The sequence below is a fragment of the Pseudomonas sp. GW456-E7 genome, from assembly GCF_059424105.1.
The window spans coordinates 19,978-44,467 of record NZ_JBWKZB010000004.1; the positions used below are offsets into that span (position 1 = coordinate 19,978).

The 24,490-nt window shown below is 61.2% G+C and carries 22 protein-coding genes and 2 pseudogenes; 16 read left to right on the forward strand and 8 right to left on the reverse strand.

From position 1 onward, the window contains the following. Positions 1–3: 3 nt before the first annotated feature. The 3 genes from AC07YV_RS04270 to AC07YV_RS04280 form a co-directional block, all read right to left on the reverse strand. Entirely contained in the window at positions 4–2,847 is a 2,844-nt protein-coding gene (locus AC07YV_RS04270; protein WP_102699670.1) for a class I adenylate cyclase, read from the reverse strand. Between the two features lie 194 nt (positions 2,848–3,041). Further along, entirely contained in the window at positions 3,042–3,287 is a 246-nt protein-coding gene (locus tag AC07YV_RS04275; protein WP_007980796.1) for a TIGR02647 family protein, read from the reverse strand. A 181-nt stretch (positions 3,288–3,468) separates the two neighbouring features. Then, positions 3,469–3,753, reverse strand: a complete 285-nt coding sequence (locus AC07YV_RS04280) for a hypothetical protein (RefSeq protein WP_007978820.1) — start codon at positions 3,751–3,753, stop codon at positions 3,469–3,471. A gap of 124 nt (positions 3,754–3,877) precedes the next feature. Between AC07YV_RS04280 and AC07YV_RS04285 the strand changes: the two genes are divergently transcribed. Continuing rightward, a complete protein-coding gene (locus AC07YV_RS04285) occupies positions 3,878–4,537 on the forward strand; it encodes a glutathione S-transferase family protein (RefSeq protein ID WP_102699669.1) in 660 nt (219 codons plus the stop codon). A gap of 111 nt (positions 4,538–4,648) precedes the next feature. Here the strand turns inward: AC07YV_RS04285 and argH are convergent, their stop codons facing one another. Further along, positions 4,649–6,043: an argininosuccinate lyase gene (gene argH, locus AC07YV_RS04290; RefSeq protein ID WP_007978825.1), complete on the reverse strand. Its 1,395-nt coding sequence runs from the start codon at positions 6,041–6,043 to the stop codon at positions 4,649–4,651. Positions 6,044–6,453: 410 nt separating this feature from the next. On the opposite strand from argH, the pseudogene AC07YV_RS04295 reads away from it, so the two are divergent. From AC07YV_RS04295 to AC07YV_RS04330, 8 genes and pseudogenes are all read left to right on the forward strand, one after another. Further along, positions 6,454–6,570, forward strand: a pseudogene (locus tag AC07YV_RS04295) (sensor histidine kinase); the annotation flags it as partial. Continuing rightward, the gene (locus AC07YV_RS04300) at positions 6,567–7,313 is read left to right on the forward strand and encodes a LytR/AlgR family response regulator transcription factor (protein ID WP_102699667.1); all 747 of its coding nucleotides are present in this window, start codon (positions 6,567–6,569) and stop codon (positions 7,311–7,313) included. The pseudogene AC07YV_RS04295 and the gene AC07YV_RS04300, both read left to right, overlap by 4 nt. 138 nt (positions 7,314–7,451) lie before the next feature. Next, a complete protein-coding gene (gene hemC / locus AC07YV_RS04305) occupies positions 7,452–8,393 on the forward strand; it encodes a hydroxymethylbilane synthase (protein ID WP_102673521.1) in 942 nt (313 codons plus the stop codon). Continuing rightward, a complete protein-coding gene (locus tag AC07YV_RS04310) occupies positions 8,390–9,157 on the forward strand; it encodes a uroporphyrinogen-III synthase (protein ID WP_102699666.1) in 768 nt (255 codons plus the stop codon). Before hemC ends, AC07YV_RS04310 begins: the two co-directional genes overlap by 4 nt. Positions 9,158–9,173: 16 nt before the next feature. Beyond that, entirely contained in the window at positions 9,174–10,334 is a 1,161-nt protein-coding gene (locus tag AC07YV_RS04315; protein WP_102699665.1) for a uroporphyrinogen-III C-methyltransferase, read from the forward strand. Continuing rightward, complete coding sequence (locus AC07YV_RS04320; RefSeq protein ID WP_102699664.1) at positions 10,331–11,569, forward strand: heme biosynthesis HemY N-terminal domain-containing protein; 1,239 nt, start codon at positions 10,331–10,333, stop codon at positions 11,567–11,569. Before AC07YV_RS04315 ends, AC07YV_RS04320 begins: the two co-directional genes overlap by 4 nt. A 263-nt stretch (positions 11,570–11,832) precedes the next feature. After that, positions 11,833–12,384: a disulfide bond formation protein B gene (locus tag AC07YV_RS04325; RefSeq protein WP_102699663.1), complete on the forward strand. Its 552-nt coding sequence runs from the start codon at positions 11,833–11,835 to the stop codon at positions 12,382–12,384. Positions 12,385–12,561: 177 nt separating this feature from the next. Next, positions 12,562–13,020, forward strand: a complete 459-nt coding sequence (locus AC07YV_RS04330; protein WP_015097328.1) for an Rsd/AlgQ family anti-sigma factor — start codon at positions 12,562–12,564, stop codon at positions 13,018–13,020. 60 nt (positions 13,021–13,080) lie between these two features. On the opposite strand, the gene AC07YV_RS04335 is transcribed toward AC07YV_RS04330, so the two are convergent. Further along, on the reverse strand, positions 13,081–13,746 hold the full coding sequence (locus AC07YV_RS04335) for an FKBP-type peptidyl-prolyl cis-trans isomerase (protein WP_102699662.1): 666 nt from the start codon (positions 13,744–13,746) through the stop codon (positions 13,081–13,083). A 192-nt stretch (positions 13,747–13,938) separates the two neighbouring features. Between AC07YV_RS04335 and AC07YV_RS04340 the strand changes: the two are divergent. Continuing rightward, positions 13,939–14,940, forward strand: a pseudogene (locus AC07YV_RS04340) (AlgP family protein); the annotation flags it as partial. A 209-nt stretch (positions 14,941–15,149) separates the two neighbouring features. Here AC07YV_RS04340 and AC07YV_RS04345 read toward each other — a convergent pair. Next, positions 15,150–15,614, reverse strand: a complete 465-nt coding sequence (locus AC07YV_RS04345; protein ID WP_102699660.1) for a TIGR02444 family protein — start codon at positions 15,612–15,614, stop codon at positions 15,150–15,152. A gap of 50 nt (positions 15,615–15,664) precedes the next feature. Between AC07YV_RS04345 and AC07YV_RS04350 the strand changes: the two genes are divergently transcribed. The 5 genes from AC07YV_RS04350 to AC07YV_RS04370 all read left to right on the forward strand — a co-directional run bounded on the left by AC07YV_RS04350 (position 15,665) and on the right by AC07YV_RS04370 (position 21,606). Beyond that, a complete protein-coding gene (locus AC07YV_RS04350; protein ID WP_102699659.1) occupies positions 15,665–17,575 on the forward strand; it encodes an ATP-binding cassette domain-containing protein in 1,911 nt (636 codons plus the stop codon). After that, positions 17,575–18,156, forward strand: coding sequence for a mechanosensitive ion channel family protein (locus tag AC07YV_RS04355; protein ID WP_007978849.1), 582 nt, complete (start codon positions 17,575–17,577; stop codon positions 18,154–18,156). Before AC07YV_RS04350 ends, AC07YV_RS04355 begins: the two co-directional genes overlap by 1 nt. Before the next feature lie 194 nt (positions 18,157–18,350). Beyond that, positions 18,351–18,983, forward strand: coding sequence for a homoserine/homoserine lactone efflux protein (rhtB, locus tag AC07YV_RS04360; protein WP_007998964.1), 633 nt, complete (start codon positions 18,351–18,353; stop codon positions 18,981–18,983). A 161-nt stretch (positions 18,984–19,144) separates the two neighbouring features. After that, the gene (locus AC07YV_RS04365; RefSeq protein WP_102699658.1) at positions 19,145–21,043 is read left to right on the forward strand and encodes an FTR1 family protein; all 1,899 of its coding nucleotides are present in this window, start codon (positions 19,145–19,147) and stop codon (positions 21,041–21,043) included. A 107-nt stretch (positions 21,044–21,150) separates the two neighbouring features. Beyond that, positions 21,151–21,606, forward strand: coding sequence for a YaiI/YqxD family protein (locus AC07YV_RS04370; protein WP_102699657.1), 456 nt, complete (start codon positions 21,151–21,153; stop codon positions 21,604–21,606). Between the two features lie 85 nt (positions 21,607–21,691). On the opposite strand, the gene elbB is transcribed toward AC07YV_RS04370, so the two are convergent. Further along, positions 21,692–22,360: an isoprenoid biosynthesis glyoxalase ElbB gene (gene elbB / locus AC07YV_RS04375; RefSeq protein WP_007978857.1), complete on the reverse strand. Its 669-nt coding sequence runs from the start codon at positions 22,358–22,360 to the stop codon at positions 21,692–21,694. Positions 22,361–22,475: 115 nt separating this feature from the next. Between elbB and AC07YV_RS04380 the strand changes: the two genes are divergently transcribed. Then, a complete protein-coding gene (locus AC07YV_RS04380; protein WP_102699656.1) occupies positions 22,476–23,711 on the forward strand; it encodes a sterol desaturase family protein in 1,236 nt (411 codons plus the stop codon). Here the strand turns inward: AC07YV_RS04380 and AC07YV_RS04385 are convergent. Continuing rightward, on the reverse strand, positions 23,692–24,324 hold the full coding sequence (locus AC07YV_RS04385) for a DedA family protein (RefSeq protein ID WP_007978862.1): 633 nt from the start codon (positions 24,322–24,324) through the stop codon (positions 23,692–23,694). The two genes, AC07YV_RS04380 and AC07YV_RS04385, sit on opposite strands and share 20 nt — an antisense overlap. Positions 24,325–24,490: the final 166 nt, after the last annotated feature.

Consider the following 24,490-nt stretch of genomic DNA (forward strand, 5'->3'; position numbering starts at 1 on the left):
CCCTCAGACCTGATCGAGCGCCTCGTTCAATGCCTGCTCCAGGTCTGCCTTGTAACGCAGGTACAAATGGGTGGAACTCTGCCCTTCGCCGAGCAGGCCTGACAGGTCGAGGTCGGTGATGTAGCAGCGGTAGCGTTCGGTTTCCCGGCGCTGCCCGACGATTTCCCGGGCGACCACGCTGAACAGCTGGTCGCCATGCTCCAGTTCGGAAAACTCCCGTTGATTGCAATACAACGTCACCTGCACCTGACCCGGTGCGGCTTTGCCGACGATCGCCTGTACGTCGTAAAACGGTTTGTTCGCTGGCGTCTGCGGTACCGGCCGGGCTTCAATGCGGCGTGCCCGACCAGGGCCTGACGGCAGCAACTGGCAATACCGGGTGTCGAGGTTCAAGGGTTGGGCAGCGTCCATCGGCAACAGGGCATCGCGACGGTACTGGATCGATTGCAGGAAGCGCTGCAGTGGCACCAGCAGGCTTTGCTCGTCGTGCAAGGGCAGGCGTTGTTGCCACAGGGCATTGAATTCATCGAGCACGTACAGATCAGCCTGATCTTCGTTGACCCGATAGAACACTTGAATGCAGTCCGGCTGGCCCGTTGGCAGGAACAGCGCAAGGTCGTGCTCTTCCAGTGCGTTTGGGTCCAGGTGAAGCGGGCTGTAGCTCGCCATGTCTTCACCCAGGTAGTCGATCAACGCCGGCAGGGTGGCCAGTGCGATGTGCTGGACCTGTCCCGGCACCAGCTCCAGCACGTGGTAGTGCTGCTGGACCTGGATCAGGTAGCGGTGATTGAGCCGGCTCAGCAGCAGGTTCTGCGCGGTGTCGAGGATGTCTTCCACCCGTTGGGCGATGAACTGCGCGCGGTTATGGCAGAAACAGCGCACCCTCAGCTTCGGCTGTTGCGGCCCGGCTGGCAGGTTGTTGAGATAGTCGCGAATGCAGTCGAGCAGGGCATGGGGGCCGTCGTAGCGAGCCACCAGCACTTCGTTCCAGCTATTGAGCGTGACCTGGTCCAGCGTCAGCACCAGGTTCTCCCGAACCCCGGCGTAGCTCAGGGAATCGGTGCGCTCGGTGGTCATCAGGATGTTCAGGTCGCGATGGTGCTTGAGCGGATCGATACCGACATTCACCAGAATCAGCACTTCACTCGGCACGCTGGCGCGCAACAGAGGTTCTTCGGCGACGGTGGGCAAGGGCAGGGCGATAGTCTGTTGCAGGCTGCCGAGCAGGTTGAACAGCTCGAACTCGCTCAAGTCGCTGGTGCCAGGGTGCAGGGCCAGGCGGGTACTGCTGTCGATTACGCCATTGCGGTGGCACCAGGTCAGCAGCTCGAGCAAGTGACGGCTGCGTTTGATCGGCGCGAAATGTTCCCACTCCAGCGCCGTCAGGCTGCCGTTGTACACACCCCACTGGCTTTGCCCCGGTTCTTTCCTGTTCGGCGCGTGCACCAGCGTCAGGGTGTCTTCAGCCAGGTCCGGGGCGATCCCGGGGTTGATGAATTCGACTTTGCCGGCCTTGCGCTCGAAAGCGGCGTATAGCCGACGCCCGAGCACGCTCAGGTCGCGCTTGTTGATGCGGCTGACCGTTTGCTCCTGTCGGGCAAACTGGGTGAGGAAGCGGTAGCTGTAGTTCAGTTCATTGACCAGCGCCCGCCGCTCGGAGCCGACCTGGCGGACTTTCCACTGGCTGCGGCTATCGAGCAGGGCCAGTTGGCGCTGGTCCCAGCGCCATTCATGGGCTAGGCGCTCGAGCAAAGAGCGTTGCCAGCTCTGGGTGCGGCTGCTGCCGGTCAGTTTGCGATTGACCTTCAGGTACAGCGCGCGACGCACCAGTTCCAGCCGATCCGGTTCATTACGGGCGATCAGGTACTCCTCGATGCGCCGGTACACCACCACGTACGGGTCCAGCTCGTCGAGGTCGAGCCGGTTGGCGAACACCGCTTGCTTGAAGCGCAGGCTCAGGCAATGGACCCTGGGGTGTTCGCTGGCATAGACCTCGGTCAGCAGCAGCTTGAGTACCGACTTGTAGGGCGACTCGATGCCCTTGAACAACTGCCAGAGCCCGGCGCCGATAAATTCGCCGGGCGGGATAAAGGCCAGGTTGCCGAGGTCGAGGGTTTCATCGGCGCGGATAAAGCGTTTGGAGATCAAGGTATGGGTGTAGCGGTCGTAGCTCGATTCTTCGTAGACCGGCACCAGCCACCAGATCGGCGTACGCCCGGCCAGCCAGATCGCGGTGCGGTAAAACTCGTCCAGCAACAGGTAGTGCTGGGTAGTGCCGCAATCCTCCGAACTCAGCTGGGTATCGCGCTCGCCACGGACGAAACGGGTCGGTTCGATCAGGAAAAAGTGCGCTTCGGCGCCTTGGCTGGCGGCCCAGGCTTCCAGCAGCTGGCATTTTTTGCGCAGTTCGGCGAGTTCGTTCTCGGTCAGGTCCGGCCCATGGCAGACCCACACATCCATGTCGCTCTGGTCGGCCTGGGCCAGGGTGCCGAGGCTGCCCATCAGGAACAGCCCGTGAATCGGCCTCGGCGGGTTGCTGCCGTGGCGAGGCTTGTAGGAAAACGAGCGGGTCAGGCGCTGGGCTTCTGCGAGGACATTGGCGTCCGGTTCGAAATTCGACAGCCCCGCCGGCGTACTGCCGGAAACGTAGCCGGGCAATAGCGGATGATTAACGTGGAAAAACAGCGGCAGCAAGGTCAGGACCCCTTGCTGGCGGGTCGACAAGCCTTCCATGGCGCGAGCCATGCGCCCTTCGTTAAGTTTCAGAAAGCGTGCGCGCAGCTGGCTGAGAACCTTGCGGTCGATTCCCTCGTCCAGATCGGGGCGGATTTCATGGGTGCGCGTCATGTCAGCTCAAACCGGCTCGCAGGGCTCGGACGTGGGGCTTTTCGGATGAGGGGCAGTTTAGCGCCTTGAGGCGAGGACTTTTAAGCTGATTTATTTTTCTGGCGTCAGATTTTTATCGGTGGAGACAGAAATCAGGGGGGGATGTGCCCGCGGAAATCCCTGGATCGGGGTCTCCGTGGGCGATGCGGCAGAATTCAGGCTGTTACTTCGGCGTTAAGAATTGTCAGCACGCTTTGCACATTTTGCGCGGCATCACGACCCAGGCTGGTCAGGTAGCCACCATCAGGCTGATCGGTCAGTTCTTTTTCAAACAGGCGTTTGGCGGCGGCAATGTGTTTCGGGGCAGCGGTCTGATGAATTTTCAGACCTTCCTGGGAACTGTCCAGGTTGAAGAGTGCGAGGACTTCCAGTTCGGCAACCAGCTCAGGGGTAAGCGACATAAGGACTCCAGACTTTCTAGGAATTGGACGACAGCGCTCCTAAGGTGAACCCGCTTGTCCGGCATGTCCAGTGCTGGCGACAGAGATTTTTTGCCTCGCATAAAAAAGATCGCAGCCTGCGGCAGCTCCTACATGGATCGCATTCCAGGTAGGAGCTGCCGCAGGCTGCGATCTTTTGATCTTACTGCTTTTGCGGCGGCAACTCGGGCAATGCGCGCAGCGCAGCTTCGTACCATTCGGTGTTGAACGCGCGGTCTTCTTCGAGGATCGCGTCGATTTCTACAGCCAAAACGTGAGCCATCAGGTTGAGAATCTCTTCCCGCTCGTAGCCCACCAGGGTCAGCTTGTTGAAGGTCGCCTTGGCCGCTGGCGGGTTGTCGCTTTCGATCTGGTTTTCGATAGCTTCGATCAGGGTATTTTCGGCGAACTCTTCTTCGTCGTCTTCGATATCGATTGGCTCGCTCATGGCAGGCTCCTCAGGGAAAGGCGGCCAGTTTACCCGTATTCATTGGCGTGATGCTGCTGGCAAGAAACCCTCGAGCGTTCTATAAACAGGCACTGCCCACCCCGCACGGCCTGGAGGCTTTGTGATGATCAAGCTTTATGGATTCTCCGTCAGTAACTACTACAACATGGTCAAACTGGCGCTGCTGGAAAAAGGACTGCCTTTCGAAGAAGTGCTGTTTTATGGCGGCACTGCCCCCGAAGCTCTGGCCATCAGCCCGCGTGGAAAGGTCCCGGTGCTGCACGTTGAACAGGGGTTCATCAATGAAACCAGCATAATCCTCGAGTACCTCGAGCAAAATCACAACGGCACGCCGCTGCTGCCGAGCGACCCCTTCGAGCGCGCGCAGGTGCTGGCACTGGCCAGGGAAATCGAGCTGTATATCGAACTGCCAGCGCGAGCCTGCTACGCCGAAGCGTTTTTCGGCATGACCCTGCCGGATGCGATCAAGGAAAAAACCAAGGCTGAACTGTTGCTGGGGATGGCTGCGCTGGGCCGGCACGGCAAATTCAGCCCTTACGTGGCGGGTGACAGCTTGAGTGTGGCGGATCTGTATTTCCTGTACAGCGTGCCGCTGGCGTGTGGCGTGGCGCACAAGTTGTTCGGCATTGATTTGTTGGCTGAAATGCCGAAGGCCAAGGCGTTGCTGGAGCGTCTGGAACAGAATCCGAATGTGCAGCGGATCGCGGCTGACAAGGAGGCGGCGATGCCGGCGTTCATGGCGATGATTGCGGCCAGGAAGTAGATTTTTGCGGCGTTCTGTCGATCGCCTTCGCGAGCAAGCCCGCTCCCACAATGGATTGGGTTCTCACATCAAACCTGTGGGAGCGGGCTTGCTCGCGAAGCTTTTGACGATTTAGCGGCTGGCCAGCAGTGCCTGACCGCGAGCCACGGCAGCCTTCACCTGCGCCGGCGCGGTGCCGCCGATGTGGTTACGGGCATTGACCGAGCCTTCGAGGGTCAGCACGGCGAACACGTCCTGATCGATCTGGTCGCTGAACTTGCGCAGTTCTTCCAGGCTCATTTCCGCCAGGTCCTTGCCGCTGTCCACGCCGTACTTGACGGCATGGCCGACGATTTCGTGGCAATCACGGAATGGCAGGCCGCGACGCACCAGGTAGTCGGCCAGGTCGGTGGCGGTGGAGAAGCCGCGCAGGGCTGCTTCGCGCATCATCGCGTGCTTGGGCTTGATCGCCGGCACCATGTCGGCAAAGGCCCGCAGCGAGTCGCGCAAGGTGTCGGCGGCGTCGAACAGCGGCTCCTTGTCTTCCTGGTTGTCCTTGTTGTAGGCCAGGGGCTGGCCTTTCATCAGGGTCAGCAGGCCCATCAGCGCGCCGAATACGCGACCGGTCTTGCCGCGCACCAGCTCCGGCACGTCCGGGTTTTTCTTTTGCGGCATGATCGAGCTGCCGGTGCAGAAGCGGTCGGGCAGGTCGATGAACTGGAATTGCGCGCTGGTCCACAGCACCAGCTCCTCGGAGAAGCGCGACAGGTGCATCATCGCGATGCTGGCGGCCGAGCAGAATTCGATGGCGAAATCGCGATCGGAGACGTTATCCAGCGAATTGCCGCCAACCGCGTCGAAACCCAGCAGTTGGGCGGTGTATTCACGATCGATCGGGTAGGTGGTGCCGGCCAGTGCCGCGCTGCCCAGCGGCATGCGGTTGGTGCGCTTGCGGCAGTCGACCAGGCGCTCGTAGTCGCGGCTGAGCATCTCGAACCAGGCCAGCATGTGGTGCCCGAAGGTCACTGGCTGGGCGGTCTGCAGGTGGGTGAACCCCGGCATGATGCTGGCGGCTTCGCGCTCGGCCTGCTCCAGCAAGCCTTTTTGCAGGCGGGTGATTTCGGCCAGGATCAGGTCGATTTCGTCACGCAACCACAGGCGGATGTCGGTGGCGACCTGATCGTTACGGCTGCGGCCGGTGTGCAGTTTTTTACCGGTCACGCCGATGCGGTCGGTCAGCCGCGCCTCGATGTTCATGTGGACGTCTTCAAGGTCGATGCGCCAGTCGAACTGGCCGGCCTCGATTTCACCCTGGATGGTCTTCAGGCCATCGATGATGCTGTCGCGCTCGGCATCGGTCAGCACGCCGACCTTGGCCAGCATGGTGGCGTGGGCGATCGAACCCATGATGTCGTGGCGATACAGGCGCTGGTCGAAAGTGACGGAGGCGGTGAAGCGGGCGACGAAGGCGTCGACGGGTTCACTGAAGCGGCCGCCCCAGGACTGATTGGTCTTGTCAGTGCTCATGAATTCGCTCGTATCGGCTTGAAGAAAGAAGGCGTGGAACGCTGGCGCGGATAATAACAGGGTTGCCAACCCTGTCGCTGACACTGGTCGATACGTTTTTTTGTGTAGGAGCGAGCTTGCTCGCGATGAACCTGAAGTCGACACGTTTATCCAGGAGGCACGCGTTATCGTTAACGCTCATCGCGAGCAAGCTCGCTCCTACGTTAGCGCAACGATATTTTTCAATTGAGCAATAACGTCCCGGCAACCGTCTACAGTTGGACAGTAGGGTCAGCGCACTTCTCGGTGCAGCCGCTGACCATAAGAAGAGGGGGGTGTTCATATTGCATATCAGCAAACCCTGTGGCGATGTGTCGCCAATGCGGGCCTGGGCCGCCAATCGCCCGGCAGATGAAAATTTAGCCGCCGGACCAGCGGCACTTTTTGACGCTCGGGCTAGTCTTAGCGTGGATCGCGGTGACGGACGTCACTTCACCTGTCTACGCTATCCTTGTGCGAGACTCACGCAGGAATCCAGCGCAATATGAATGTCCTGATCGTTGATGACGAACCCTTGGCCCGCGAGCGCCTGTGCCGAATGGTTGGCGAACTCGAGGGGTACAGTGTCCTGGAGCCTAGTGCCACGAATGGCGAAGAGGCGTTGGCACTGATCGACAGCCACAAGCCGGATATCGTGCTGCTTGATATCCGCATGCCCGGCCTCGATGGCCTGCAAGTGGCTGCACGGTTATGCGAACGCGAAACTCCGCCCGCCGTGGTGTTCTGCGCCGGGCCCGATGAATTTGCCGTGGAAGCCTTACAGGCCAGCGCCGTAGGCTATCTGGTGAAACCTGTGAGAACTGAACAGTTACATGACGCATTAAAGAGAGCCGAGCGCCCAAATCGTGCCCAGCTCGCCGCCCTGACCCGCCCTGCTGCCGAAAGCGGCAGCGGACCGCGCAGCCATATCAGCGCCCGAACCCGTAAAGGGATCGAGCTGATTCCGCTGGATCAGGTGGTGTACTTCATTGCCGACCACAAATACGTAACCTTGCGTCACGAAAGCGGTGAAGTGCTGCTCGATGAGCCACTCAAGGCCCTTGAGGACGAATTCGGTGACCGTTTCGTGCGTATCCATCGCAACGCACTGGTCGCCCGTGAGCGTATCGAGCGACTGCAACGCACACCCCTGGGGCATTTCCAGCTGTTCCTCAAAGGCCTCAATGGTGATGCGCTGATCGTCAGCCGGCGCCATGTGGCTGGCGTGCGCAAGATGATGCAACAGCTCTAAAAAGCTGTGCGCAGGCGAATTTCACACCCGATTGCCGGACATCCGGGGCCAGGGAGGCCGAGTAGTATCTGATACAAGTCAAAGTGGATTTGGCTGAGCTGTTATTATCCGCCGTATCTATTCAGTACGGATTGATCCATGTCCTCTCGCCAGATCCGCATCGCCACCCGCAAAAGCGCTCTCGCCCTGTGGCAGGCCGAATACGTCAAAGCCCGCCTTGAAGCGGCTCATCCGGGCCTGCTGGTGACCCTCGTTCCCATGGTCAGCCGTGGTGACAAGTTGCTTGACTCACCGCTGTCGAAAATCGGCGGCAAGGGCCTGTTCGTCAAGGAGCTCGAAACCGCGCTGTTGGACAATGAAGCCGACATCGCCGTGCACTCCATGAAGGACGTGCCGATGGACTTCCCTGAAGGTCTTGGCCTGTACTGCATTTGCGAACGGGAAGACCCGCGCGACGCCTTCGTTTCCAACACCTTCACCAGCCTGGATGAGTTGCCTCAGGGCAGCATCGTCGGCACCTCCAGCCTGCGCCGCCAGGCTCAATTGCTGACCCGTCGCCCTGATCTGGAGATCCGCTTCCTGCGCGGCAACGTCAACACGCGCCTGGCCAAGCTCGATGCCGGTGAATACGACGCCATCATCCTGGCCGCTGCCGGCCTGATCCGGCTGGGCTTTGAAGATCGCATCACTTCGGCCATCAGTGTCGACGACAGCCTTCCGGCCGGTGGCCAGGGCGCGGTGGGTATCGAATGCCGCAGTGCCGACAGTGAAATCCATGCGCTGCTGGCGCCCCTGCATCACCAGGACACCGCCACCCGCGTGACCGCCGAACGTGCCCTCAACAAGCACCTCAATGGCGGTTGCCAGGTACCGATTGCCTGCTACGCCGTGCTGGAGGGTGAACAGCTCTGGTTGCGCGGGCTGGTGGGCGACCCAGCCGGTGGCCTGCTGCTCAGCGCACAAGCCCGTGCCCCTCGCGGCGATGCCGAGGCACTGGGTGTGCGTGTCGCTGAAGACCTTCTGAGCCAGGGTGCCGACGCCATTCTCAAAGCGGTCTATGGCGAGGCAGGTCACGAGTGACCGGCTGGCGCTTGCTGCTGACACGTCCCGCCGATGAGTCGGCGGCGCTGGGCAGTCTTTTGGCCGAGCAGGGGATATTCAGTAACAGTCTGCCGCTTTTGGACATCGTGCCGATTACGGCGACTGACACAATGCGCCAGGTGATTCAGACGCTGGAAAGGTTCTGCGCAATCATCGTGGTCAGCAAGCCTGCCGCCCGGATCGGCGTCGAACTGCTCGAGCGGTTTCGGCCAGCGCCGCCCGCTGTGAAGTGGTTCAGCGTCGGCGCGGCGACAGCGCAGATCCTCCAGTCTCACGGATTGGATGTGAGCTTCCCGGCAGAAGGCGATGACAGTGAAGCCCTGCTCGAACTTTCCCGTCTGCGCGAGGCTATCGCACCACCCGATGCGCGGGTGCTGATCCTGCGCGGGGAGGGTGGGCGCGAATTGCTGGCTGAGCGTTTGCGTGAGCTTGGTGCTAGTGTCGAGTATCTGGAGCTGTACCGCCGGGCAATGCCGATTTACCCGCCGCAAGTGCTGCCGCAACGGATTCAGGCGGAACGCCTGAACGGGCTGGTGGTCAGCAGTGGACAAGGTTTTGAGCACCTGCATCAATTGGCCGGCGATGCCTGGCCGCAGTTGGCGCGGTTGCCGTTGTTTGTACCAAGCCCCAGGGTTGCCGAGCTGGCGCGTGCCGCCGGGGCCAAAACAGTTGTGGATTGTCGCGGCGCGAGTGCCGCGGCCTTGCTGACGGCGTTACGGGAGCAACCCGTACCCGTTTTCTGATGCAAAGGATGGATACGTGAGCGAAACAGCCTTGCCTAAAGATGACTCGCGACCGGTGCTTGATGCACCTGTTGATGCTCCTCTAGAAGAAATGCCGCCGCCACCAGCTGCCGAGCAGCGTAGAGGCAATGGTCTGGCAATCCTCGCACTGTTGCTGGGCGCGGCCGGTGTCGCGGTGGGCGGTTGGGGTGTCTGGCAGGTGCGTCACCTGCAGGCCAACAATCAGCAGCAACTGAGCCAGGTGCAGGCGCTGAATGACCAGGCGCAGAACCTCAAGCTCAATGAGGAACGCCTGAGCGCACGCCTGGCACAATTGCCGCCTGCCGATGAGCTGGAAGCACGCAGTCGCCTGGTGATCCAGCTGCAAGGTGATCAGCAGCGATTGAACCAGCGTCTGGAAACCGTACTCGGCGCCAGTCGCAAGGACTGGCGTCTGGCCGAGGCCGAGCACTTGCTGCGTCTGGCCAGTCTGCGACTGTCTGCCTTGCAGGACATCAGCAGCGCCCAGGCACTGGTCCAGGGTGCCGACGAGATCCTGCGCGAGCAGAACGATCCGGGCTCCTTTGCCGCGCGCGAGCAGGTGGCTAAGACCCTGATTGCCTTGCGCAGTACCGAACAACCGGACCGCACCGGGCTGTTTCTGCGTCTGGGCGCACTGCGCGATCAAGTGGCCAGCCTCACCGAGCTGGCACCGGAGTACAAGGACCGTGGCGATTCGCTGCTGGGCCTGACTGCCGATGGCGACGGTGCCAGTCGCTGGGCGCAATGGTGGGATCAGATTTCGCGCTACATCCGCATCGATTTCAATGCCGATAAAAACGTTCGCCCATTGTTGGCCGGCCAGAGCCTGATTCAGGTGCGCCTGGCCCTGAGCCTTGCGCTGGAGCAGGCACAGTGGGCCGCACTCAATGGTCAGGCTGCGGTGTACTCCCAAGTGCTGGACGAAGCGCGGGACATCCTCAAGGGCAACTTCAACCCGGACAACTCGCAAAGCAAAGTCATGCTTGAGCAGGTGGCCGAGCTGAGCAGGCAACCTGTCACCGTAGTCACTCCAGACATGACCGGCACCCTGAGCGCGGTGCAGGGGTACCTGGAACGGCGCAACGTCAACGCCGAAGACTCGGTCAAGCCAATGGCCAGGCCTGCCGCGAACACCGCGCTGGAGGCCACGCCATGAAGCGCCTCTATGTGATCGTGTTCCTCGCGATTGCCGCTACCGCTGCACTGGGGCTGGCGATTGCCGAACATTCCGGTTACGTGCTGATTGCTTACAAGACCTTCCGCTATGAGTCGAGCCTGTGGGCTACTTTGGCACTGGTGGCCGTGCTGTGGTTGGTGATCTGGGGTATCAAGGCGCTGGTCGAACTGGTGATGGCTTCCAGCGGGGTGGTCAACCCGTGGTCGCGGCGTAACCGCAGCCGCCGGGTGCAGGTGGCGATCGAGCACGGTCAACTGGACCTGGCCGAGGGGCGCTGGGCCAGCGCGCAACGTCACTTGCATCGGGCTGCCGAGGCCGAGCGCCAGCCGTTGCTTTACTACCTCGGTGCGGCCCGTGCCGCAAACGAACAAGGCAATTACGAAGAAAGCGACAACTTGCTGGAGCGCGCCCTGGAGCGTCAGCCTCAGGCCGAGTTGGCGATCGCCTTGAACCACGCCCAGTTGCAGACCGACCGCGGTGATACCGACGGCGCCCTCGCCACCCTGCAAGCCATGCGTGAGCGCCATCCTCATAATGCACAGACCCTGCGTCAGTTGCAGCGCCTGCTTCAGCAGCGTGGTGACTGGTCGTCAGTCATTCGCCTGCTGCCGGAGCTGCGCAAGGACAAAGTTCTGCCGGCGGCCGAACTCGCAGAACTGGAGCGTCGGGCCTGGGGGGCGAACCTGTCCCTGGCGGCGCAACGGGAAGAGAACGGAGCGGTGGGGCAGCAAGCGCTCGAACGTGCCTGGCAGCAACTGACCTCGGCGCAACGCCAGGAGCCACAACTGGTGCTCGCCTATGCCGAGCAACTGCGGCAACTGGGGGCTCAGGTCGAAGCAGAGGAAGTCCTGCGCACCGCGCTCAAGCGCAGCTACGACAGTCATCTGGCTCGCCTCTACGGGCTGGTGCGCGGCAATGATCCGGCCCGCCAGTTGCAGGCCGCTGAAGGCTGGCTCAAGGACCATCCGGCCGATCCGGGCCTGCTGCTGACACTGGGCCGTCTGTGCCTGCAAAACAGTTTGTGGGGCAAGGCCCGGGACTATCTGGAAAGCAGCCTGCGTGTACAACGCAATCCGGAAGCCTGTGCAGAGCTGGCGCGGTTGTTGGCGCAAATGGGTGATGCCGAGCGCAGCAACCAGCTGTTTCAGGAAGGCCTGGGATTGTTGGATGAACGCTTGCTTGCGGCCCCTCTACCCGTGTCAGTCCGCGCTTGACCCATTCGCTGGGGCCAGGCTCCGGCGACTGTGTGATGAACTGCGGCGAGGAAGTAATTGTCCTCGTCGCAGTGAGATAATTCGCTGAAATTCGGTTACCCATTCTCGTCGCAGGCAAAGTCCTACAGAGGACTACTTTTTATCCTCTCTTATGCGTCGGGATTTCCCTACACTTCTGCTGAAGTCTCCGTGGGCGCCTGCCTTGAAAGGCCGCCGCGCTTTCCTCTACCGTAACGGTCTGTCACTACTTTTACGGATAAGCCATGTCTTTGGCCTGCTCACGCTCCTTGTTTTTCATGGCTTTCATTGCGGGTGCCCTGGCGTTGGGCGTTTCCTACTACCTGGAATATGCGGTCGGCCTGAGGCCTTGCGGCTTGTGTCTGGTGCAGCGGTTTTGTCTGGCGCTCCTGACCGGTGTCTGCCTGATGGCTTCGGTCCATGGTCCAGGTCGCATCGGAACCGTTCTGTATTGGCTGCTCAGTCTTGGATGCAGCCTGGCCGGCACTGTCACGGCGTGGCGGCAGGTTCTGTTGCAAAGCCTTCCGATGGAACAGGCCGCAGCGTGCTCGACCCATCTGGCGGATCTGCTCGCCGGTTCTCCGTGGCTTTCCGTCCTGCAGCAAGTGTTCAAGGGCGCTGTCGATTGTGTGGAAATTTCCTGGACGCTGTTCGACCTGAGTCTCACGGAGTGGAGCCTGCTGTTCTTCGTCGCGATGATGATTCTGGCCGTTTACCAGTCGTTGCGACTGGTCTGGATCAGCTATCAGCGACCGCTCAGCGACGAGTCGTCGCACCGGGCCTTTGCCGGCGATTAAACACTTGTATGAACTTTATCGCCTGCGTACCTTGAAGCCAGTGTCGTGCGGGCATAATCTGGCCCGCACGTGTCATTGGAATTATGTTGCTCGATGACGCTCTGCCTGACCGCCCACCGATGTTACAAGAGGCGTGCGGGCATAGAGCAGCTGACCCACAAGGGAAGAGAGATCACCATGCTCGAAAGTTGTCAGAATGCTCAGGAACGCTGGGGTGGAGTGCACCTGCTGATCGATCGCTGGTTGCAGGAACGACACGAACTGATCGGGGCCTATGACGCTCTTGGCGCAAAGCCTGAGGCGTTGGGTGAGAACCGCAAGCCTTTGCAGGAGTTCTGCGGCGTGCTGGTCGATTATGTATCGGCCGGGCACTTCGAGATCTACGAGCAGCTGACGGGGGAGGCCAAGGCCTTCAACGACACGCGTGGCCTGGAGCTCGCCGAGACGATCTACCCGCGCATCGACGTCATCACCGAGAAGCTGCTCGCGTTCAATGACCTGTGCGATGAAGGTAAATGCGTCGCCGAGAAATTCAAGGAACTGGGTGGCCTGCTGCATGAGCGCTTCGAGCTGGAAGACTGCCTGATCGAAGTGCTGCACACAGCCCACAAGGAAGCCGATTCGGTTCAGGCCTGAAGCGCTTTCTGCAAGATCTCGAAACGGCGTGCCAAGGCACGCCGTTTTTCGTTTGTGTCGTCAGCCGGTGGCACCGCGCAATTCGACTTCAAACACCAGTGGTGTGAACGGTGCGATCACGTCACCGGCACCCTCGGCGCCATAGGCCTGGGCCGATGGAATCACCAGTCGCCATTTCGCCCCGACCGGCATGTTTTGCAATGCGCTGCGCCATCCGGCGATCACGCTGTCGAGACTGAACCATTGAGGCTGACTGTTCTGATCGAACACCGTACCGTCGGGCAAGCGACCGATGTACAGCACCTGCACCTTGCCGTTGGGTCCTGCCTTGGCGCCAGCGCCCGGCGTCAACTCGGTCAGCAGCACGCCGTCAGCCAGTTCGCGCACGCCAGGCTTGGCTTTCTCGGCGGCGAGAAAACGCTGTTCCTTTTCCAGTGCCAATTCGCTTTGCGGCTCGGCTGACTGCATGGCAATCCGCGCTTCATGCTCGGTCAATATCTGCTGGATCTGCTCGTCTTTCAGCGCCAGCGGTTTGCCCTGATAGGCTTGTTGCAATCCCTCGACCAGTGCCTGGAGCTGCAGGTCGGGAGCCTCCTGGCGCAAGCGTTCGCCAAGGCTCGCACCCAGGCTGTAAGCGAGATCGTGGGCGTCATTTTCCGGTGTTGTTTCGGCGGCCTGGGCGACCGAAAAAAACACGCACAGCGATAAAAAAAGGCAGCGCGACATGGGCACTCTCCGACCTGAATTGCGGACGATTATGCCAGCGAGAATGCGCGCAACGGTGAACTGCTTTCGCGTCGACGCAGAAGTTTTTCAGTCCTTTGCAACACAACGCTTTCGATAGTGTCAACATGCCCTAGCGGCGGTTGCTGCAGAGGTCTAGTATGAGCCGCACTCACTTCAGCCAGGAGGTAAACCATGTCGGCCACCAAGAAGCCAGTAAGCACTCCATTGCACCTGCTCCAACAACTCTCGGGCAGCCTGCTCGAGCATCTGGAAACCGCTTGTTCCGAAGCCTTGGCTGATGCTGAAAAACTGCTCGCCAAACTGGAAAAGCAGCGCGGAAAAGCGCAAGAAAAACTGCACAAATCCCGCACCAAATTGCAGGACGCTGCGGCGGCCGGAAAAGCCAAGGCGCAAGCCAAGGCCAAGGGCGCAGTGACCGATCTTGAGGAGCTGCTCGATGCCCTCAAGGATCGTCAATCGGAAACCCGCGGCTACATTCTGCAACTCAAGCGCGATGCCCAGGAAAGCCTGAAACTGGCCCAGGGCGTCGGTCGTGTACAAGAGGCTGTCGGCAAGGTGTTGTCCCTGCGCGCGGCCAAGCCTGCTGCGGCACCTGCGAAGAAAGCCGCTGCCAAACCGGCTGCTGCAAAAGCACCGGCCAAGCCTGCTGCTGCAAAACCGGCAGCTGCCAAACCGGTAGCTAAAACCGCCGCAGCCAAACCTGCTGCAAAACCTGCAGCGAGAAAACCGGCCGCTGCCAGCGCCGCAAAACCGGCTGCTAAAACCACGGCTGCCAAACCTGCCGCTGCACGTCCTGCCGCTGCAAAAACTGCGGCTGCCAAACCAGCCGCTGCTAAAACCGCTGCTGCTAAACCGGCTGCAAAACCAGCTGCAAAACCAGCTGCAAAAACCGCGGCAAAACCAGCCGCCAAACCAGCTGCCCGCACCGCTGCTGCGAAACCTGCTGCCAAGCCGGCTGCAAAACCTGTCGCTGCAAAACCGGCCGCTAAACCAGCAGCCAAGCCAGCGGCAAAACCTGCTGTAAAAGCGGCTGCCAAACCTGCTGCTAAACCAGCCGCCAAACCAGCTGCAGCAAAACCAGTCGTTGCCGCCAAGCCAGCAGCGGCCAAACCAGCTGCTAAACCAGCTGCGGCTAAACCAGCTGCCAAACCTGCTGCTGCAAAACCTGCTGCAAAACCCGCAGCCAAACCTGCTGTGAAGAAGCCGGTTGCCGCCAAGCCAGCCACCGCTCCGGTTGCCAAGCCAGCCACCGCACCGGCTGCCAAGCCAGCCAACCCGGCTCCGGTAGCAACGTCTACTTTGGCAGCAGCCACCTCGACAGCCACGCCAGCGCCAACGCCGGCCGCCGCATCGATCGCAGCAACCACCCCAACCAGCGCTTCCTAAGTGCCGGTTACCGCGACGCGCAGCTGATGCAGCGCGTCGCGGTGCAGGTGGGCGGCCTCGGCCGCCGCACCTTCCAGCCAGGCCGCCAGATCGGTCTCGGCATTTTTCGGCCAACTCTGCGCCGCACTCTCCAGCCGCAACAACAGATGCCGTTCGGCTTCCAGCTCGAGTGCCTTCACTTGTTCACGCAAGGTCTGCAAGTCGGCGTCTTCCGTGGCCGCGGCTTTCCACTGTGTGCGCAAGGTGCGCAACGGCCGCACGACTTCGATGTCCCACGAGGTGGCCACACTGCGCAGTTGCTGCAAGCGCTGCTCATCGCAGGCCACGCCTCGGTGTCCCAACCACGCACCACACAGCAGCAGACACACATTGACCCCCGCCGACTGCAATTGCAGGCATGCCTGCTCAACACCGGGACGGGCGTAAGTGGTCAGGGAAAAGCTCCACAGGTCAGAGGACATAGTGCTACTCGCGCCAGTTGCGAGCGAAGCTGGTAGACTCCGCCGCCATTATGATTCGACTTCAGAACCTGACTTTACAGCGTGGCCCGCAACGTCTGCTAGAAGACGCCGAGCTGACCCTGCACGCCGGCCAGAAAGCCGGCCTCATCGGTGCCAATGGCGCCGGCAAATCGAGCCTGTTCGCCTTGCTTCGGGGCGAGCTGCACCCGGACTCGGGTGATTGCTTCCTGCCGGCCGACTGGCGTATCGCCCACATGCGCCAGGAGGTCGACACCCTCGAACGCCTGGCGGTCGACTACGTGCTCGATGGCGACCTGCGCCTGCGCCAGGTGCAACGCGACCTGGCGGCAGCCGAAGCGGCCCATGACGGTGCCGCACAGGCCCGCCTGCATTCGGAACTCGACAGCGCCGACGGTTACACCGCCGACGCCCGGGCACGCAAGTTGCTGGCCGGTCTTGGGTTCACCAACGAGCAGATGGATCGCCAGGTCGGAGATTTCTCCGGTGGCTGGCGGATGCGTCTGAACCTGGCGCAGGCCTTGATGTGCCCATCGGACCTGCTGCTGCTCGACGAACCGACCAACCACCTGGATCTCGACGCCATCATCTGGCTTGAGGAATGGCTCAAGAGCTATCCGGGCACCCTGATGCTGATCTCCCACGATCGGGACTTCCTCGATGCCGTGGTTGACCACGTGGCCCACGTCGATCAGCGCAAGATCACCCTGTACCGCGGTGGCTACAGCGCCTTCGAGCGTGCCCGTGCCGAACGCCTGGCCCAGCAACAGCAAGCGTACGAGAAGCAGCAGGCGCAACGTGCGCACATGGAAAGCTACATCGCCCGCTTCAAGGCCCAGGCCACCAAGGCCCGTCAGGCCCAGAGCCGGATCAAGGCCCTGGAGCGGATGGAAGAGCTGACCGCTGCCCACGTCGATTCGCCGTTCGACTTTGTCTTCCGCGAATCGCAGAAAATTTCCAGCCCGCTGATCGACCTGTCCGATGCCCGCCTGGGTTACGGTGACAAAACCGTGCTGGAGAAGGTCAAGCTGCAACTGACCCCGGGTGCGCGCATCGGTCTGCTCGGCCCTAACGGTGCCGGTAAATCGACCCTGATCAAGAACCTCGCCGGTGAGCTCTCGCCATTGGCCGGTCGCTTGACCCGTGGCGAGAACACCGTGGTCGGTTACTTCGCCCAGCATCAGCTCGACTCTCTGGATTCCAAGGCCAGCCCGTTGCTGCACCTGCAGCGCCTGGCACCGACCGAGCGTGAACAGGCCCTGCGCGACTTCCTCGGCGGTTTCGATTTCCGTGGCGCGCGGATCGACGAGCCGGTGCTGAATTTTTCCGGTGGTGAAAAGGCGCGCCTGGCCTTGGCCTTGATTGCCTGGGACCGGCCGAACCTCTTGCTGCTCGACGAACCGACCAACCACCTGGACCTGGAAATGCGCCTGGCGCTGACCATGGCCTTGCAGGAGTTCAGTGGTGCGGTACTGGTGGTCTCTCACGATCGTCATTTGCTCAAAAGCACCACCGACAATTTCTTTCTGGTGGCAGATGGCAAGGTCGAGGAGTTCGACGGCGACCTGGAGGACTACACCCGCTGGCTGGTGGAGTATCGCCAGCGCAATGCCCCGGTCAGCAGCACCCCGGTCAATCCGGACAAGACCGACAAGAAAGCCCAGCGTCAGGCCGCCGCGGCGTTGCGTCAGCAACTGGCCCCACACAAGCGTGAGGCTGACAAGCTCGAAGCCGAACTGGGCAAGCTCCACGAAAAACTGGCGAAGGTCGATACCAGCCTCGGCGACAGTGACATCTACGAGCCGGCACGCAAGAACGAGTTGCGTGATCTGCTGGCCGAGCAGGCCAGGCTGAAAGTGCGTGAAGCGGAGCTGGAAGAGGCGTGGATGGAGGCCCTGGAATTGCTGGAAAGCATGCAGGCGGAGCTGGAGGCGCTGTCCTGATGGACGCCTTCAAACTGCCGTTGCCGGCGGTGTGGGTCGAGCCGATCTGGCTTGGCGTGCAAATCCTGCTGATCCTGCTCGCCGGCTACTTCACCCAGCGCTTCGTCGCCAAAGGCCTGACCCGTCTCGGTGAGCGTTACCCGTTTCCGCCGCAATTGATGATGCCGCTGCGGGGCGGCTTGCGCTGGCTGATCATGGGCAGCGCGCTGATTTTCGTGCTGGAGCGACTCGGTGTATCGGCCACGGTGCTCTGGACCGCGTTGTCCGGTTTCGTCGCGGTCGCGGCGGTGGCGTTTTTTGCCATGTGGAGCGTGCTCTCGAACCTGCTGTGCGCGATCCTGATCTTTACCGTCGGCCCGTTCCGCATCGGTGACGTGGTCGAGTTGGTGGACACCACCGACAAGCCCGGCGTCAAAGGTCGGGTGGTGGCGATCAATCTTCTTTACACCACGTTGCTCGAGGCCGAAGAAGTCGGCACCGGTAGCGCCATGGTGCAAGTGCCCAATAGCCTGTTCTTCCAGCGTTCGGTACGGCGCTGGCGGGGAACTGATGTGTTCCCTTCGAGCGGGTTCGAAAAGTAAGCAGGCTTGCGGAAAAGATCGCAGCCTTCGGCAGCTCCTACAGGGAATCGCATTTCAATGTAGGAGCTGCCGGAGGCTGCGATCTTTTGCTTTTGCCGTTTAACGATCGTCGGCTCCCCACAAAAAATCGGTAGTCACCAACCCAAAGCCGCATTAGCTTAGACATCTGTCACGAGTCCGAGTCGAGGTGTGCAATGGAGCTTCAAACATGGCTGGCGTTTTTTGCCGCCTGCTGGGTGATCAGCCTGTCCCCCGGTGCCGGCGCCATTGCGTCGATGTCCAGCGGTCTGCAATACGGCTTCTGGCGCGGCTACTGGAATGCCCTGGGCCTGCAACTGGGCCTGGCTTTGCAGATCGCCATCGTCGGTGCCGGTGTCGGCGCTATCCTCACGGCTTCGGCCACGGCCTTCTACGCCATCAAATGGTTTGGCGTGGCGTACCTGGTTTACCTCGCGATCAAGCAATGGCGTGCGCTGCCCAGCGATATGAGCGATGACGCAGCGGTGCGCCAGATCGGCAAGCCGATGGCCCTGGTGTTCCGTGGTTTTCTGGTGAACATCAGCAACCCCAAGGCGCTGGTGTTCATGCTGGCGGTGTTGCCGCAGTTCATCGACCCCCATGCTCCGCTGCTGATCCAGTACCTGGTGATCGGCGTGACCATGGTCTGCGTCGATCTGATTGTCATGGCGGGCTACACCGGTCTGGCGTCCAAAGTGCTGCGTCTACTGCGCACACCGAAACAGCAAAAGCGCATGAACCGGACCTTTGCCGGGCTGTTCATCGGCGCGGCGGCGTTTATGGCGACGTTGCGCAGGGCCGCCGTGTAATACGGCGACTGATAAAAAAAGGCGGCCCTGATGGTCGCCTTTTTCGTTTGGGGAGCCGTTCCCGAAACCGATGCAATTACGAAGAAGTATCAACAAAGCTTGAGCGAAACCCGTCAGGCGTTAACAATGTGTAACTTCGTATTTCCAATTGAGATTCATTCATGATTGCCCCCTCCCGTTTCCTGGCCTGGCTGTTGCTGCCGCTGTTGGCTGCGTGCAGCTTTCAACTGCTGGCCGCCTCCGTCGAAGGTACGCCGCAGGCGCTGCACTTGCTCGACTACATCGGCGCGGATTACCCGGACACGGTGCAGGCGGGCAGCATCACGGACCAGGCCGGATTTCGCGCGCAGCAAGACTCGGTCAAGACGCTGGGAAGCCTGATTGCAGCCCTGCCGGCCACATCGGAAAAAGCCGCGCTGGAGCAAAGTCTGGCCGCGCTGGGAAATTCCATCGGCGCCCATCAGGACGGTGCCGACGTCGCGCGCCAGGCCCGGCAACTGGGGGCGAAGCTGGCCGTGGCCTATGAAGTCAGCCAGGCCCCGGTCATTACGCCGGACCCGCTACGGGGCGCGCCGCTGTACGCTCAGCATTGCTCGGTCTGCCATGGCGATACAGGGGCCGGCGACGGCCCTGCGGGCGTCGGCATGACCCCAACGCCGACCGATCTGCGTGATGCCTCACGGCTGGACCGCCTGAGCCTCTACGCGATCTACAGCACCCTCGGCCAAGGCATTGAGGGCACTGACATGCCGGCCTTCGCCGACCAGCTGGATGATCGTCAGCGTTGGGACCTGGCCACCTATATCGCCGGTTTCAGTGTTGACCCGGCGACGGCCAAGGCTGAAAAGACCTACAACATCGCCGACCTCGCTCGTCAGACCCCGGTCGAAGTACAGGCCGTCGAAGGCCCGCAAGCCGCCGCGACCTTCCGTGCCCAGCGGGCGCAACCGCCCCAGGTCAAGCGTGGCCCGGCGCAACTGCTTGACTACACGGCGGCCACCCTGGACAAGAGCATCGCGGCGTATCGTGCCGGCGAGCATGATCAGGCTTATGACTTATCGGTAGCGGCGTATCTGGAAGGCTTCGAGCTGGTCGAGAGCTCGCTGGACAACATTGACGCCAACGTGCGTAAAGACACGGAAAAATCCCTGATGGCCTACCGTCAGTCGTTGCAGGACGGCTTGCCGGTGAGCGAGGTCGAGCAACGCCTGGACGTGGCCAAGGACAAGTTGAAGGCATCGGCCGGCTTGTTGGGCAACGACGGTTTGAGCTGGTCGCTGAGTTACATTTCCGGCTTGCTGATTCTGCTGCGCGAAGGTCTGGAAGCGATCCTGGTGCTGGCGGCGATCCTGGCCTTCCTGCGTAACACGGGCCAACAGGCGGCGGTGCGCAGCGTCAACGTCGGTTGGGGGCTGGCATTTCTGGCCGGATTGGGCACCTGGGCGCTGGCAGCTTATGTGATCGATGTCAGCGGTTCGCAGCGCGAACTGTTGGAAGGCGCGACGGCGTTGTTTGCCAGTGTCATGGTGCTGTGGCTGGGCGTGTGGATGCATGACCGTCGTCACGCGGCGGCCTGGCAGGATTACATCAAGACCAGCCTGGTGGGGGGCGGTGGGCGTTTCGGCTTTGCGACCCTGGCGTTTTTCTCGGTGTATCGCGAACTGTTCGAGGTGATTCTGTTCTACGAAACCCTGTGGTTGCAGGCAGGTCCCGCAGGGCACAACGCCGTGTTGGCCGGTGGGGCCACGGCGGTGGTGCTGCTGGTCGGCCTGGCCTGGGTGATTTTGCGCGGTTCGGCGAAGTTGCCGCTGGCGCTGTTCTTCAGCATCAACGCGGGTCTGCTGTGCGCCTTGTCGGTGGTGTTTGCCGGGCATGGCGTGAAAGCGCTGCAGGAAGCCGGGATTTTCGGCACGCGGCCGGTGCCGTTCTTTGACTTTGACTGGCTGGGGATCCACGCCGATGCGTATTCGTTGAGCGCCCAGGCCGTGGCGATCATTGCGATTGTCGTGTTGTATGGTCGTAGCCGGGTGGTTGAGAAGCAGCGGGTGCAGGTTTCCTAAAAGCATTCGCTGCGCTCATTTTCGCGAGCAGGCTCGCTCCCACAAGGATCGTGTTGTACCTGTGGGAGCGAGCCTGCTCGCGAAGCTTTTTCAGAAAGGATAAAAACATGCGTGTATGGATCGATGCCGATGCCTGTCCGCGGGCGGCCAAGGATCTGGTGGTGAAGTTCGCCCTCAAGCGCCAGTTCGAAGTGGTGCTGGTGGCCGGGCAGCCGCAGACCAAGCCGGGGCTGGCGTTGGTCAAGCTGATCGTGGTGCCGAGCGGCCCGGATGCGGCGGATGATTACCTGGTGGAGCACGCGGTGCCTGGTGAACTGGTGATCTGCAGCGATGTGCCGCTGGCCGATCGTCTGGTGAAGAAGGGCGTGGCAGCGCTCGACCCACGGGGCAAGGAATTTGATGCGCAGAACATGGGCGAGCGCCTGGCGGTGCGCAACCTGTTTACCGATTTGCGCGAACAGGGGCAGATGGGGGGCGGGCCAGCGCCGTTTGGCGAGCGTGAGAAGCAGGCGTTCGCCAATGCGCTGGACCGGATCTTGACCAGGTTATCCCACAAGGCCTGAAAAGATCGCAGCCTGCGGCAGCTCCTACAGCAGCACACTGCCCCTTGTAGGAGCTGCCGCAGGCTGCGATCTTTTGATCTTGTTTTTACGCGTCGTTTTCGTGGGTCAGTTCCAGCACCCGGTCTACCAGCTTGTTGATCCCCGACGCCACTTCACTGATCGATTGCGCCAGCATGTAGGCCGGGGTGCTCACCAGTTTGCGTGCCTTGTCTTCGACGATGTCACTGACCGCGCAGTCGGTATGGGTCGCGCCCATCTTGTTCATCGCGGCAGCGGTGTCGGTGTCATTGCCAATGGTGCAGGTGACGCCGGGACCGTAGATCTTGGCCGCCAGGGCAGGGGAAATGCACATCAACCCCACCGGCTTGCCGGCCTCGGCAAAGGCTTCGGTCAGTGCCAGGACATCCGGTTGAACGGTGCAGCCGGCGCCTTCAATGGCGAAGTTGGACAGGTTCTTGGCTGAGCCGAAGCCGCCGGGCACGATCAACGCGTCGAAGTCATCGACGTTCGCGTCACGAATGTCCTGGATGTTGCCCCGGGCAATCCGCGCCGACTCGACCAGCACGTTGCGCGATTCGGGCATTTCTTCGCCGGTCAGGTGATTGATTACATGCAACTGCGCGATGTTTGGTGCGAAGCACTGCACCTGCGCCCCGCGTTGATCCAGGCGCAACAGGGTGATGACGCTCTCGTGGAGCTCGGCGCCGTCGTACACGCCACAACCGGAAAGGATCACTGCAACTTTTTTGCTCATGGGCTTTTCTCCAGATTCATGGCGTTAAATGTCCACTAATTTGTCACTCGTTGCCATAGGGTTAATTCGCGGTTACACATAGCATTTGTCCTCGGGATTCCGATCAGGGCGCGTCATGGACTTCATTCTGTACGCGGTGCCGTTCTTCTTTGTGCTGATCGCCCTCGAGCTGCTGGCCGACCGCAGGCGCGGGGTGAGCAACTATCGGGTGGCTGACGCGATCAACAGCATCAGCACCGGCGTGCTGTCGACCACCACGGGATTGCTGACCAAAGGCATTGGACTGGTGACCTACGCGTTCGCCTTCAAGCATCTGGCGCTGTTCGAGTTGTCGGCCGACAGCGTCTGGACCTGGGTGTTTGCCTTCGTCTTCTACGATTTCTGCTACTACTGGCTGCATCGCCTGGGCCACGAGCGCAACATTCTCTGGGCCGCGCATTCGGTGCATCACCAGAGCGAGGACTACAACCTGTCCACGGCGTTGCGCCAGACCAGTACCGGATTCCTCCTGGGCTGGATCTTCTATCTGCCAATGGCGGTGTTTGGCGTGCCGCTGCTGGTGTTCGTCAGTGTCGCGGCGTTGAACCTGCTGTATCAGTTCTGGGTGCATACGCGGCACATTCCCAAGCTTGGCTGGTTCGAATGGTTTTTTGTCACGCCATCCAATCATCGGGCTCACCATGCACAGAACGCTCTCTACATGGATCGCAACTACGGCGGCGTGTTCATTATTTGGGACCGTCTGTTTGGTTCGTTCCAGGAAGAAGACGACAACGAGCCGGTGGTCTTCGGCGTGACCACGCCGCTGGCGAGCTGGAATCCCCTGTGGGCGAACGTGCAGTTCTACGCGCAGTTGTGGGCCGATGCGCGGCGTGCCGAAAGCACCTGGGACAAGCTGCGGATCTGGTTCATGCGCACGGGCTGGCGCCCGGCGGACGTGGCGGCCAGATACCCGATGAACAAGCCGGACCTGAGCCAGTTCCGCAAATTCGAGGTGCCGCTGGACGGGCGTCAGCAGCGCTACGTCCTGTTGCAGTTCTGCGTCTATATCGCACTGGGCAGCTACTTGATGAATCTCGAACCGAAGCTGTCAGTCGCCGCCCTGGTGCTGGGCTGGGGGGCGGTGGTATTCGGTCTGTTTGTGCTGGGCGTAGCCCTGGAGAATCGCCCGTGGGCGTTGAAGCTGGAGCTGGTGCGGCTGGCGTCGAATCTGCCATTGGCATGGCTGGCCCCGATGGTGGGGCTGTGGCCGGCCAGCGCCGTGGGCTGGGTCGGCCTGCTCAGTTACAGCCTGTTGAGCGGCATCGGTCTCTACTGTTGCAGAAACCGCATCACTCGGTTGGCGTCGTAGGGCCTTCGGTATTGGTCCGCGCAGCTTTCAGGGCCTGCTCGTCGGCATAGACCTGCTTGGCCAGGCGGGCATTCTTGAAGCGCCGGCGCAGCCACAGCACGAGGCCCAGGACCAGCAGGGCGCCGAGCACCCAAAGTTCGTACTTCTTCACACTGCCGAGCATGCCTTCGAGCACTGCGCCGAAATGGTAAGCGGCCGCCGCCAGGGCTGCGGCCCAGATCGCCGCGCCAATGCCGTTGAGCAGCAGGTAACGCCCCGGCGGATAGCCCGACAGCCCGATGGCCACCGGCATGACTGTACGCAAACCGTAGACGAAGCGGAAGCTCAGTACCCAGATGTCCGGATGCTTGCGAATGTGTTCCAGTGCCCGGTCACCCATCATCTGCCAGCGCGGCTTGCGTGCCAGCAGTTTTCGACCGTGCTTGCGCCCCAGGAAATACCACAGTTGGTCGCCGGCATAGCTGCCGAAGAAGGCCACGACCACCACCAGGTTGATGTCCATGTATCCACGGAACGCGAGGAAGCCCGCGAGTACCAGGATGGTTTCGCCTTCGAAGAACGTGCCTAGAAAAAGGGCAAAGTAGCCGAAGTCATGCAGAAATTGTTGGAGCATTGTCTGGGTGCTGGCGAAATGAACGCGCAGCCTAACCCTTCGGACACATTCAGGAAAGTGTCCAAATGTGTCTCGACGTGAACATTTCCTACAACGACAATGGAATGCGGCTACACGTCGCAGGGTGCACATAACTGTCATACGTTCGTCATAATGGGCACTTATA